Origin of the sequence: Nocardia sp. CA-129566 (assembly GCF_050956075.1) — a bacterium.
Classification (GTDB): Bacteria; Actinomycetota; Actinomycetes; order Mycobacteriales; family Mycobacteriaceae; genus Nocardia.
In genome coordinates this window covers 8146192-8158725 of the sequence record NZ_CP192085.1, presented here as the reverse complement: position 1 = coordinate 8158725, position 12534 = coordinate 8146192, and the positions used below count along the sequence as shown (strand labels likewise).

At 68.0% G+C, this 12534-nt stretch carries 11 protein-coding genes; 8 read left to right on the top strand and 3 right to left on the bottom strand.

The annotated features are described in order from the left end of the window. Nucleotides 1–154 precede the first annotated feature (154 nt). Both ACQP0C_RS36420 and ACQP0C_RS36415 read left to right on the top strand, forming a co-directional pair. On the top strand, nt 155–934 hold the full coding sequence (locus tag ACQP0C_RS36420; RefSeq protein ID WP_433727555.1) for a hypothetical protein: 780 nt from the start codon (nt 155–157) through the stop codon (nt 932–934). 94 nt (nt 935–1028) lie between these two features. After that, nucleotides 1029–2627: a DNA polymerase Y family protein gene (locus tag ACQP0C_RS36415; protein WP_433727553.1), complete on the top strand. Its 1599-nt coding sequence runs from the start codon at nt 1029–1031 to the stop codon at nt 2625–2627. A gap of 138 nt (nt 2628–2765) precedes the next feature. Here ACQP0C_RS36415 and ACQP0C_RS36410 read toward each other — a convergent pair whose 3' ends face one another. Continuing rightward, nucleotides 2766–3464 (bottom strand): class I SAM-dependent DNA methyltransferase, encoded by a 699-nt coding sequence (locus tag ACQP0C_RS36410; RefSeq protein ID WP_433727551.1) that lies wholly within the window; start codon nt 3462–3464, stop codon nt 2766–2768. Between the two features lie 448 nt (nt 3465–3912). On the opposite strand from ACQP0C_RS36410, the gene ACQP0C_RS36405 reads away from it, so the two are divergent. From ACQP0C_RS36405 to ACQP0C_RS36395, 3 genes are all read left to right on the top strand, one after another. Further along, nucleotides 3913–4665 (top strand): alpha/beta fold hydrolase, encoded by a 753-nt coding sequence (locus tag ACQP0C_RS36405; protein WP_433727549.1) that lies wholly within the window; start codon nt 3913–3915, stop codon nt 4663–4665. 95 nt (nt 4666–4760) lie between these two features. Then, nucleotides 4761–5120 carry a YdeI/OmpD-associated family protein gene (locus ACQP0C_RS36400; protein ID WP_433727547.1) on the top strand — a complete coding sequence of 120 codons (360 nt, stop codon included), beginning with the start codon at nt 4761–4763 and terminating at the stop codon, nt 5118–5120. Beyond that, the gene (locus tag ACQP0C_RS36395) at nt 5120–6037 is read left to right on the top strand and encodes a sucrase ferredoxin (protein ID WP_433727545.1); all 918 of its coding nucleotides are present in this window, start codon (nt 5120–5122) and stop codon (nt 6035–6037) included. Before ACQP0C_RS36400 ends, ACQP0C_RS36395 begins: the two co-directional genes overlap by 1 nt. A gap of 208 nt (nt 6038–6245) precedes the next feature. Here ACQP0C_RS36395 and ACQP0C_RS36390 read toward each other — a convergent pair whose 3' ends face one another. Beyond that, the gene (locus tag ACQP0C_RS36390) at nt 6246–7232 is read right to left on the bottom strand and encodes an SDR family NAD(P)-dependent oxidoreductase (protein WP_433727543.1); all 987 of its coding nucleotides are present in this window, start codon (nt 7230–7232) and stop codon (nt 6246–6248) included. A gap of 154 nt (nt 7233–7386) precedes the next feature. On the opposite strand from ACQP0C_RS36390, the gene ACQP0C_RS36385 reads away from it, so the two are divergent. Then, complete coding sequence (locus ACQP0C_RS36385) at nt 7387–7842, top strand: hypothetical protein (protein WP_433727541.1); 456 nt, start codon at nt 7387–7389, stop codon at nt 7840–7842. A 68-nt stretch (nt 7843–7910) separates the two neighbouring features. Further along, nucleotides 7911–11366 (top strand): error-prone DNA polymerase, encoded by a 3456-nt coding sequence (locus ACQP0C_RS36380; RefSeq protein ID WP_433727539.1) that lies wholly within the window; start codon nt 7911–7913, stop codon nt 11364–11366. Nucleotides 11367–11369: 3 nt separating this feature from the next. On the opposite strand, the gene ACQP0C_RS36375 is transcribed toward ACQP0C_RS36380, so the two are convergent. Next, entirely contained in the window at nt 11370–11768 is a 399-nt protein-coding gene (locus ACQP0C_RS36375; RefSeq protein ID WP_433727537.1) for a nuclear transport factor 2 family protein, read from the bottom strand. A gap of 108 nt (nt 11769–11876) precedes the next feature. On the opposite strand from ACQP0C_RS36375, the gene ACQP0C_RS36370 reads away from it, so the two are divergent. Beyond that, entirely contained in the window at nt 11877–12515 is a 639-nt protein-coding gene (locus ACQP0C_RS36370) for a TetR/AcrR family transcriptional regulator (RefSeq protein ID WP_433727535.1), read from the top strand. Nucleotides 12516–12534 lie beyond the last annotated feature (19 nt).

Sequence of the window (12534 nt, the reverse complement as noted above, 5' to 3'; positions counted from 1 at the left end):
CGGACTTGACGGAATTCGGGGGTGGGTTTCTACTGAGCGAGTATCGAACGTATATTCGATACTGATCGATAGCTGGATCGGTGCTGACTCCTTGAGCGTGAGGGTTCGCTCCATGTGCTTCGCCTCGGGTCCATCGTGGAAGTAGGTGGTTGTGATGGGTTCGGATGAGGATTCAGGGGCGGGGAGACGGCGGGACGGGATGCCGCCGCGGGATAGACCGACGCTGGATGAGCTGCGCCGACGGATGGCGGCGATACCCGGACGCGGGGAAGCGGCGGCCGAGCGGATGTCTCGTGCCGTCGAAATGCGCCGGGAAGCACTGGCCGTGCCGCCCGCCCTAGCCGAGCTGTTGCCCGATGGCGGTCTGGTCAAGGGCTCGGTCGTGGCCTACTCGGGTGCGAACTCACTGCTGGTCGGGCTGCTGGCCGCGGTGACCGAGGGCGGCGGACATGCCGCGGTGGTCGGGATGCCCCGGCTCGGGCTGCTGGCCGCGGTCGAGATGGGCGCGCAGCTGCAACGCCTCGCCGTCGTCGCCGATCCCGGCCCGGATCCGGTGGAGGTGGCCGCGGTATTGCTCGACGGTCTCGATCTGGTGGTGCTCGGTCTCGGCGGCGCAGCCGTTGCCCCGTCGCGCACCCGCGTCATTGCCGCCCGCGCCCGCAGCAAGGGCGCCACCCTGGTGGTCACCGACGGTGGCTGGCCCAATCCGTCGCTGCGCCTGGACACCCGCGTCGCCGGATACGGCGGCCTCGGCGCTGGTCGCGGTCGGCTCCGCTCGGTGCGCCTGGAGGTCGCGGTCCGCGGCAAGGCGGGCCCGCCGTGCCACGGTCGAATCGAACTGCGACCCAATGCGAGTCGCGTGGAGTGGGTGTCGCTGGAAACGGTCGCATCGGTGCCCGAGGAAACGGTCGAGGCGCGCGGTGCGGCCTCATGAAGAGGTGACATCCGATGCGTGCGGTGCGGCACCGTGATTCGGATGGATGCGCGATGTCGATCGGCATCGGCGGGGTGCTCGCGGGAGTGGGGCGGTGATTCAGCCGAGTCGAGTGCGCGGTGGTGCGCGGGTGCTGGCGCTGTGGTGTCAGGACTGGGGGGCGGTTACGGCGGCGGCGGTGGCGCAGGTACCCGCGACGCGACCGGTGGCGGTGCTGTTCGGCAATAAGGTGGTGGAGTGTTCGGCCATTGCCAGGGCCGAGGGGGTGCGGTGCGGGCTGACCAGGCGGGAGGCGCAGTCGCGGTGTCCGAATGTGTATGTCGCGCAGGCGGATCCGGATCGGGATGCACGGCTGTTCGAGCCGGTGGTCGCGGCCATCGATGCGACGGTGCCGGGAGTGGAGGTGCTGCGTCCGGGGCTGCTCGTGCTCGGTGCGCGGGGTGCGGCCCGGTATTTCGGGTCCGAAGAGGCGGCGGCCGAGCGGCTCGTCGACGCGGCGGCCGCGGTGGGGGTGGAGGCGCAGATCGGCATTGCCGATGAGTTGTCGACGGCGGTGATCGCGGCGCGGTTCGCCGCGATCGTGCCGACCGGCGCGGGTGCGCGGTTCCTGGCGCCGCTGTCGGTGCGTGAACTCGCGCTCGAACCAAGCCTGGCCGCACCGGAGCGCATGGATCTGGTGGATCTGTTGCGCCGCTTGGGGTTGCGGCGGATCGGTGATTTCGCGGCGCTGACCTCGACCGAGGTCACCTCGCGCTTCGGTGCGGATGCCGTGTTGGCGCACCGCTGCGCCAGGGCCGTGCCGGAGCGCCCGCCGTCTGCGCGCCGTCCGCCGCCGGATCTGGCGGTGCAGTACCGCTGTGATCCGCCGATCGATCGGGTCGATGCCGCCGCCTTCGCCGGCCGCATGCTCGCCACTCAACTGCACGAGGCGCTCTCGCGTGCCTCGATGGCCTGCACTCGGTTGTCGGTATCGGCGGAGACCGAGGCGGGTGAACAGCTTTCGCGCATCTGGCGGTGCGCGGAACCGCTGACCCCGGAGGGCACCGCGGATCGGGTGCGCTGGCAGCTGGACGGCTGGCTCACCCGCCGCGACCGCCCCACCGCACCGATCACCCTGCTGCGCCTGGAACCCGTCGAAGTCGTTGCGGCGGGGGCACTTCAGCTCGGCCTGTGGGGCGGTGTCGGCGAGGAGGACGAGCGGGCCCGCCGCGCCCTGATCCGGGTGCAAGGCCTGCTCGGCGGCGAGGCGGTCCGGGTCGGTGTGCTCAGCGGCGGGCGTGGACCTGTCGAACGCATCACCATGGTCGCGCTCGGCGACGAGCCGGTTCCGGCCGCCGACCCGGCCCTGCCCTGGCCCGGCCGCCTGCCCCGCCCCGCGCCCACGGTGATCCTGGTGAACCGCCCTGTGGTGTATCTGGAGGCCGCCGACGGAGCCCCGGTGCAGGTCACCGACCGCGGCCTGTTCACCGCCGACCCGGCCCTGCTGCGCTGGGGCAGCAAACAATGGCGACTCGCGGGCTGGGCGGGTCCATGGCCGGTGGACGAACACTGGTGGACGCCGGAATCCGATGCCCTCTCCGCCGGAATCGCCGCCCGCATCCAGGCGCAGCTCGCCGGTGAACCGGCCGATGTCCGCGTGCTACTGCTCATCTATAACGACCAGACCTGGCGTGCGGAGGGACTCTACGACTGACGGCGCGCAGATGCGGTGCGCAGCTGGCTGTTACAGATGGCACTGTGTACGGCTGGCTTCGGTTCAGCACAGAAACCAGTAGGTCGCCACCCCGGCCCGACCGCCGATCGGGTGCAGGGTCGGTCGGCTGACAGCCTGTTACGGGCGCGACCACACCAGCGCCAGCGTGAACGGATGTCCGCGCAGCTCGGCCCATTTCGGCTTGGCCGCGATCCACGCGTCATCCACCAGCGCCTCGGCCATCTCGGTGAGCACCCACCCGGCCGCCGATGCCGCCGATATCTGCTCGCTGATCAAGTGCAGATGTGTACTGATCGCCACCGGTTCACCCGCCTCGGGCGTGTAGTGCGTCGGCATACCGGTCACCATCATGAATTGCGGGTGATAGCTGACCGTGACGCAGATGCCGCCCGGCGCGGTCAGCCGCCCGGCCTCGGCGTAGTAGGGCGCGAGGTCGTCCAGGTGCTCATCGATCAGCGAGGAGATCACCAAATCGTATGCGCCACCGGTCAATCCGGTATCGCGTACATCCGCCTCGGTGAGCGTGGTGTGCACCCCGCGCTCGCGGGCCCGTGCGAGCATCCCCGCACTCACGTCGACGCCATCGATCCGCCGAATTCCCCGCTCCCGTAACCAAGCTCCGGTGCGCCCGGTCCCGCAGCCGAGATCGGCGGCGCGCCGCACCCCGCTCCAGTCCGGGTGTCGCAGCCGATCCAGCAGTGCGAGATCCATCTCGTCCATGACGGTCTGCTCATACGTCGGCGCCCACCCGTCATATCCCGCGGCGATATCAACGGTGCGATAGTTGCGGCGATCGAAGTCCGCGAAGGAGGGCATGTCCGCAGTATCACCGCGCTGCCCGGCATCCACCAGACAATTTCCGGCACTACACCCGCGAGGTGGCTTCGCACGCCGGCAATGGGTGCCCGGACTATGGCCGCCCTGGCGACCACCACGGAGCGAGTCTTACAAGCGCCGTTCGCAGCCTGTCTCGCGTCCGTGCCGAGGCGTGGCCATAGAACTCAGCCGAGTCGTCGAGGCGCATGCGCCGCAGGCGCGAGTCTCGGTTGCTGGGCACGCATACGTCCGGCGCCGAACTTCCCGCTCAGGTGACTCCCACGGAGCGAGTCTTACGAGCGACCCGTTCGCGGCCCGTCTCGCGTCCGAGTCGTCGAAGCGCATGCGACGAAGTCGCGAGTCTCGACGGCTCGGACGCGAGACCAAGGGGGCCGCGAACACGCCGCGCCGAAGGCGCGGCAAATCCAACACAGTAACCTCGGAAATCGTGGATCTCACGGTGACCCGGGCTGCGTTCGACGGCGTGCAGATCGCCTATCGGGATTCCGCGGTCGGCGCTGGCACGCCGGTCGTGTTGGTACACGGCATGGGCGGGGACGGGCATACCTGGGATCGGTTCGCGCACACATTGGTGCGGTCCGGGCGGCGGGTTATCGTTCCTGATCTGCGCGGACACGGGCGTAGCGCGCATACCGAGTCGTATCTGTTCGCCGAATTCGGCGCCGACGTGCTGAACCTGTGTGAGCGGCTCGGATTGGATTCGGTGGATCTGGTCGGGCATTCGCTGGGTGGTTACGCGGTCTCCTGCGTCGCGCAGGAGCGGCCCGAGCTGGTGCGTCGGCTGGTCATCGAGGAGTGTCCGATGCCACTGCGTACGGGCGACGAAGAGGTGAAGCTGACCCGTCGCTTCCCGACGATTCCGGAACTCTGGCACGCCACCACCAGCCTGATCCGGCATCCGCGCGCGGTGCTGGCCTTCGATCGCTCGATGACGCGGACCGCGCTCGAGCAGTTCCGCAAACCGAATCCGGAGTGGTGGGATCGGCTCTCCGATATCACCGCGCCCACCCTGGTGCTGCGCGGCGGCCCCGGCGGCATGGTCGATCCGGAAAAGCTGGCGATCCTGCGCACCACCGTCCCGAACTGCGCGGTGGCCGCCTTCAGCTGCGGTCACAGCATTCACCGCGACCGCTACCGCGAATTCGAGGCCACCGTGCTGCCATTCCTCGCCGTGAACTGAGCCACCCCGCCCCTCCGACTCCGCCGCGCCGGCAATCGACGTGGATTTCGCCGTGCGTGCCGCGGTCTCGGGGCGGCGGATTCTAGAGTGAAGCGGTGTCCGCGCTAGACCGTCCGGTTCCGTTCTTCGCCGACGAGCAGTCGTTCCGCGATCGGCTCGTCGACAACCACACCTCGGTGGGCGGGGTCTGGCCGCGCTCGGCCAAGAAGGGCTCCGGAAGCGACTTGCTCAACCATGCGGGCGCGCTGCGGCAGGCGCTGTGTCTCGGCTGGATCGATGGGCAGGCGCGCGGCGAGAATGCGGAGTTCTGGCAGGTCGGTTTCACCCCGCGACGTCAGCGCAGCCCGTGGTCGCTGCGCGATATCGGGCTGGTAGGCGAGTTGAAACCCGAGACCAGGGCGCGGCGCATCGAGAAGTTCGTACAGCGCTTCGCCGACGGACAGACGCTGGGCTGATGACCGGATTCGAAGGAATGCTCTGTTCGGCGGCGGCCGCGGTCGATGTGCCCCTGCCCGGCACGGCAACTCGGGTGACGGGGTGGTTGTGCGTCGAGCAGCCGGGTGCGTGGGGCCGGGATGTGATCGGTGACGAGGTGCTCGGCCCGGAGATCACCGCCGAACTCGCTGCCCGCACGTCCGCGGCGAAGGTTCGTCCGACGCTGATCCGGCGACCCGGCCGCAGCGAATTCACTGGCACCCGAACGGTTTTGCTCGCCAGTTCGCGTGCGCAGGGCTCTTGGTGTGAACGCTTCGAGATCACCGACCTGAAGCAGCTGCTCGAGCTGGACCTGCAACTGTTGAACGGACCGTCGCCGGGAATCGGTGCGCCCGTGCGTGATCCGTTGATCCTGGTCTGCGCGCACGGGAAACGCGATCAATGCTGTGCGCTGTTCGGCCGTCCGATCGCCGCGAATCTGGCCGCGGACTATCCGGACCAGGTCTGGGAGTGCTCGCACACCGGCGGTCATCGCTTTGCTCCGGCCATGGTGCTGCTGCCCTCCGGTCTGACCTATGGCCGCGTCGATACCGCGGCCGCCATCGCGGCGGTCGAGGCCGCGCGCCGCGGCACGGTCTCGCTGGCCGGTCTGCGCGGTCGCAGCGGGCATGGGCCGGTCGAGCAGGTCGCCGAAATCGCGGTACGCGAACAGGTTTCGGCGGGCATCGATGATCTCACCGTCGGACTCGAAACCGACTCCGCCGCAACCGATCCCACCATCACCGGAGTTGCGGTGGTAACCCATCGCGACGGTCGCCGCTGGCGGGTGACTGTTCGTGCCGTCGGATTACCTCCGCGCCAGGCCAGTTGCGGTGCCGCTCCGAAACCGGTCACCGCGGTCGTCGCCGACCGGATCCAGCCCTTGCCCACAGACTGACCGCACGGTCGACACCCAGTGCACATCGGCCGACCCGTGCGGGTGTGTGAACGACCCGGGCGCGCCAGGACATGCCTGCCAGTCCCGGAAGCTGCCGCTCCGGCTGAGGACGACGAACGGGACATGGCCGCAGCGGTCTTCGAAACCACCGCGCCATATCCCGTTCGCGGCGACCTTTATCGCCCCCTGCGGGATGAAGGTCGCGAGATCACCAGTGGGTGCCGGGGACCCAGCGGGCGGCGCGGCGCAGTGCGGTGCCGGTAACACGGCGGGCCGTCGACTGGTGGCGCGGTTCCCGCCGGGCCGGGGATTGTGCGGGTTCGTCGTCCGCGGCATCCACCTGCTCGCCCTTGGCGGCGGGTGAATCGGGCAGGGCGCGGTAGTAGCGATGCATGATGCGGTCGCGAATCTTCGGGGTGAGCAGCGCGCCGTATTCGGCAAAGGTGCCCAGCGGTACGTCGATGCGCTTGGGACGTTCGGTCAGCGCGCGCACAATGGTGGCCGCCGCCCATTCGGGCGATTCCGACGGTCCCTGATCACCGCTCGGCGCGATCATCGGGGTGCGCACCAGCGGCATGTGGATGGTGGTGAAGGTGACGCCGTCGGCCATGGTTTCGACCGCGGCGACCTCGGTGAACTTATCCAGCGCCGCCTTGCTCGCGAGATAGGCGGCGAAGCGCGGGGTGGCCACCTGTACGCCCGCACTGCTGATATTGACGATGTGGCCGAACTTGCGCTCGCGCATCTGCGGCAGCAGCGCCAGTGTCAATCGCAGTGCGCCGAAGTAATTGACCGCCATGGTGCGTTCGAAATCGTGCAGCCGATCGGTGGAGCGGTGGATGGCGCGGCGGATGGAGCGGCCCGCATTGTTCACCAGCATGTCGACGTGGCCGTGTTCGTCCAGGATGGTCTTGACGGTGTGGTCGACGGAATCGGAATCGGTAACGTCGCATTGGTATCCGTAGGCGGTGCCGCCCTCGGCCCGGATCTCCTCGACCACGGCCGTGAGTTCGTCGGCGCGCCGGGCGAGCAGGAAGACGATGGCGCCCTTATCCGCGACGGCCAGTGCGGCGGCCCGGCCGATGCCGGAGGACGCGCCGGTGATGAGCACATGCCGCCCCGTGAGGTCGCGGTTGCGGCGGTTGTGCCGGATCTGCCCGCGCGGGTCGGCGTCGTCAGCGGAAGCTCGGGTCATCGCTGCTCCTTTGCAGGTCGAGTTAGCATGAACTTACTCTGAAGTAAGTTTACCTGCCAAGTGTGGTTCGTCACCTCGAGCGTTCGAATCGGGGGCGCGCCGAGGTGTTCGAACCGGCCTCGAATCTATCGAACATATGTGCGATACTCTGCGCATGGCGGACGATCGGATGGCGGAAATCTTTGCCGCGGTGCGGCTCTCCGGCAGTGATCCGGAGGCGGCGCGGCGAATGCTGGAGGGACTGTGGGACGAGCTCGGCGACGGTGGAGATCCGTTGCAGCGCTGTGTGATTGCGCATCACCTTGCCGATCTGCAGAATACGGCCGAAGATGCGCTGCGCTGGGATCAGCGCGCGCTGGCCGCGGTATTCGGCCCCGGCGTTCCGCTCGATGAGGGGCTACGCGGATTCCTGCCCTCGCTCTATCTGAACCTCGCCGACAGTCACCGTCGCGTAGGTGACTTCGACGTGGCCTATATGCAGCTGACCATCGCGCGCGGCCATCTCGATGTCCTCGCCAATGACGCCTATGGCGCCGTGATCCGCTCGAGTCTGGACAAGGTCGAGGTCGCGCTGGCCGAGAAGTCGACGGAGCCGCTCCCGGCCGCCTGATTCGGCGGGTACCCGCACCTCCTTTGCGGTTCGAATGTATGTTCGAATATATGAGGAGGTGATGTGTCATGGGTTGGGGCAACGGCCCGCCGACCTGGGCGGAGATGGAGCGGGTGCTGTCCGGGCGACCCGGCCGGACAAATCCGGACGCGATGTATCCGGGCGACGGCGGCGACAGTCCGGCGTGGTCGCGCAAGCGCGGGGCGTATCGGGCCGAGCCGGTCGAACCAACCGGTGCACCGGTGGTGCCGTATGCGGAGTTGCACGCGCACTCCGCGTACAGCTTCCTGGATGGCGCGAGTCAGCCGGAGGAGTTGGTGGAGGAGGCGGTGCGGCTCGGTCTGGAGGCGATCGCGCTCACCGACCATGACGGCTTCTACGGGACCGTGCGCTTCGCCGAGGCGGCCAGGGAATTCGGGATGCCGACGGTCTTCGGATCCGAGTTGTCGCTCGGAACGCAGGATGCGAAGGGAAGTCGGGAATCCGCGCGGCAACGTCGGGCCGAGCGGGGTTCGACCGGAATCGCCGAATCGCTCGACGATGCGGAAGGTGTGGTGCGACAAGGGAACTCGGCCGATTCGCGCCGCCATGCCGATCCCCCCGATTCGGTGCCGCGCACCGGCTCGCCGGACCCCGCCGGTCCGCATCTGCTGGTGCTCGCCCGCGGCCAAGAGGGCTACCGCCGCCTGTCTCGCGAGATCGCGGCGGCGCATATGGCCGCGGGCGAGAAGGGCATCCTGCGCTACGACCTGGACGCGCTCACCGCGGCGGCGGACGGGCACTGGCACATCTTGACCGGATGCCGCAAAGGCCATGTGCGCCAAGCCCTCGACGATGATCTGCGGGCGGGGGATACCGAGCTCGCGCGGGCGGAGGCCGCGCTGCGCGATCTGACCGAGCGCTTCGGCGGCGACCGGGTGAGCGTAGAACTCACCCACCACGGCATCCCCGAGGACGACGAACGCAACGCCCTCCTGATCGCACTCGCCGACCGCCTCGGTCTACCCGTATTGGCCACCACCGGAGCGCATTTCGCCGCGCCCGCGCAGCGCCGCCGCGCCATGGCGCTCGCGGCCATCCGGGCGCGCCGGAGTCTCGACGATATCGCGGGCTGGCTGGCGCCGACCGGTGGTGCGCATCTGCGCTCCGGTGCGGAGATGACGCAGCTGTTCGCCGCCTGTCCGCAGGCGGTGGCGAATGCGGTGACGCTGGCCCGCGAATGCGCCTTCGATCTGAAGCTGATCGCGCCGAAGCTGCCGCCGTTCGACGTGCCCGATGGCCACGATGAGGCGTCGTGGCTGCGTGAACTCACCCTCGCGGGCGCCGCCCGACGCTACGGGCCGCCGGCGGGAAATCCCAAGGCGTATCGGCAGCTCGAGCACGAACTCGCGATCATCAATCGGATGAAGTTTCCGGGCTACTTCCTGGTGGTGCACGATATCGTCAGCTTCTGCAAGGACAATGACATCCTGTGCCAGGGCCGGGGTTCGGCGGCCAATTCGGCCGTCTGTTACGCGATCGGCATTACCAATGTCGACCCGGTCGCCGCCGACCTGCTGTTCGAACGATTTCTCGCCCCGGAGCGCGACGGCCCACCCGATATCGACGTCGATATCGAATCCGATCGCCGCGAAGAAGCGATCCAGCACGTCTACACCAGGTACGGCCGGGAATATGCCGCTCAGGTGGCGAATGTGATCACCTATCGCGGTAAGTCCGCGGTCCGCGATGCCGCACGCGCACTGGGCTTTTCGCCTGGGCAGCAGGATGCCTGGAGCAAGCAGGTGAGTCGCTGGACGGGAGTCGGTACCGAGACCGGCACCGATATTCCCGCCGAAGTGCTGGAGCTGGCCACCGAGATCGAAGGTCTGCCGAGGCATCTCGGCATCCACTCCGGTGGCATGGTGATCTGTGACCGGCCCATCGCCGATGTCTGCCCGGTCGAATGGGCGCGCATGCCCGGTCGCAGCGTGCTGCAGTGGGATAAAGACGATTGCGCCGCAATAGATCTGGTGAAGTTCGACCTGCTCGGCCTCGGCATGCTCTCCGCGCTGCACTACATGATCGATATGGTGCGCGAGCACAAGGGCGAAACGGTTGAGCTGCACAAGCTGGACCTGAAGGAAGCCGCCGTCTACGACATGCTTGCGCGCGCCGATTCGGTGGGGGTGTTCCAGGTGGAGTCGCGGGCGCAGATGGCCACACTGCCCCGGCTGAAGCCGCGGAAGTTCTACGACCTGGTGGTGGAGGTGGCGCTGATCCGCCCCGGACCGATCCAGGGCGGTTCGGTGCACCCCTACATCCGGCGCCGCAATGGCCGCGAGAAGGTGCGCTATGACCATCCGGCGCTGGAGAATTCGCTGGAACGCACCCTCGGCGTCCCGCTGTTCCAGGAGCAGCTCATGCAGATGGCCATCGATGTCGCCGGTTTCACCGCCGCCGAGGCCGATCAGCTGCGCCGTGCCATGGGTTCCAAACGCTCCCCGGAACGCATGGAGCGCCTCAAGGGCAGGCTGTACCAAGGCATGCGCGATCTGCACGGCATTACCGGCGATGTCGCCGACCGCATCTACGAGAAGCTCTATGCCTTCGCTAATTTCGGCTTCCCGGAAAGCCATTCGCAGAGCTTCGCCTCGATCGTGTTCTACTCGGCATGGTTCAAACTGCACCATCCGGCGGCCTTCTGCGCCGGCCTGCTGCGCGCCCAGCCGATGGGTTTCTACTCCCCGCAGTCGTTGGTCGCCGACGCCCGCAGACACGGAGTTCTGGTGCACGGCCCCGATATCAACGCCAGCCGCGCCGAACCCACCCTCGAAAACCACGGTGCGGAGGTGCGTCTCGGTCTCGCGACGATCCGTCATATCGGCACCGATCTCGCCGAACGCATTGTCGCCGCCCGCTCGCAGGGCCCGTACGCCTCGTTCCTCGACCTGACCGGACGGGTGGAACTCACCGTTGCCCAAGCCGAATCCCTGGCCACCGCAGGCGCTTTGGGCTGTCTGGGCATCACCCGCCGCGAGGCGCTGTGGGCCGCGGGCGCCGCGGCGGGCGAGCGCCCCGACCGCCTTCCCGGCACCGGCGCCGCCACCACCGCACCGGCCCTGCCCGGTATGAGCGAACTCGAATTGGCCGCCGCCGACGTCTGGGCCACCGGCGTCTCTCCGGGCAGCTATCCCACCGAATTCCTACGCCCCCAACTGGATGCGCTCGGCGTCATCCCGGCCGCCGGACTGCTCGATGTGCCCGACGGCTCGCGCGTCCTGGTCGGCGGCGCCGTCACGCACCGCCAACGCCCCGCCACCGCCGCCGGTGTCACCTTCCTCAATCTCGAGGACGAAACCGGCATGGTGAACGTCGTCTGCTCGGTCGGCCTCTGGACCCGCTACCGCCGCCTGGCCCAGAGCGCCACCGCCCTGCTCATTCGCGGCCGGGTCCAGAACGCCGAGGGCGCGGTCAGCGTCGTCGCCGAACATCTGCAGCGCATGGATCTCCGTGTCGACTCCAAGTCGCGCGACTTCCGTTGAGGCTCAGAACATTCCGTTCGCATTGACGGCCTGCTCCGGGACCGGCTGGATGACATCCCAGTGCTCGACCAGTTTGCCATCGTCGAGGCGGAAGATATCCATGATCGCCAGCCCGCGCTCGCCGGGTTCGCGCATGCCGTGCACGTGGGCGACCACGTAATCACCCTCTGCCACAATGCGTTGCACTTCGACGCGAAGTTTCGGAAAGCCTTCTTTCAGGCCGGTCAGCCGGGCGAGCAATCCCTCGAATCCATCGGCGATTTCCGGATTGTGCTGGGTGTAGCGCGTGCCGAAGAACTCCCTGGTGGCCGCGAAGTCCTTGGCATTGAAGGCGGCTTCGTAGAACGCGAGGACGGTTCGCTTGTTCGATTCGAGCTTCGGATCATTGGAAGTGCTGGTCATGGACGTATCTCCGACTCTTTTCGAGCGACCTGTGAGCAGTCGCCACGGTAACCGAACAGCTGTAGCGCTACAACTGTAGCGCTACGTATGTCCGGCTACAATCCTTGGATGCCGTCCGATACGACGACCCGGCGCGGTCGCAACCCGCGCGGCCACGGCGGCCGACTCCGTGCGGAGATCGTCGACGCCGCGATTCGGCTGCTCGATGAACTCGGCGATGATCAGGCCCTGTCCATGCGCGCTGTCACCCGCGAAATCGGCAGTGCCGCAACGTCGGTGTACCTGCACTTCGCCGATCGAGACGCGCTGGTGCTGGCCGCGCTGGAGCGCTATCACGCCGACCTGGTGCGCGCGATCGATGAGGCGGCGGCGGCAGTCGACGATCCCGTCGAACAACTGCGCGCCCGCATCCGCGTGCTCGGCGACTGGGCTCACCGGCATCCGGGCATGTACAAGGTGCTGCATGAGAGCACCCTCAATCAGCGCGCGGACATGCCGTTCAAGCGGGAACTGACCGAAGGCACCGCCGCGGCGATCCGGCGCTGCATGGATGCCGGTCTCGCGCCCGCCGACGATCCGGTATCGGTCATGCTCGACCTGCGCGCCGCGGTGCACGGCGCGGTGTCGATGCGGCTCAATGAACCCGGCCGGACCTGGCCGCCGCTCGCCGATCAGATCGAACGATTCCTCGTCAAACTGGTCGGTATCGCTCCGACCTCGGGGAACGGCCCGCGACAAGCTTCGTGACCGAATTCACCACAGCGGC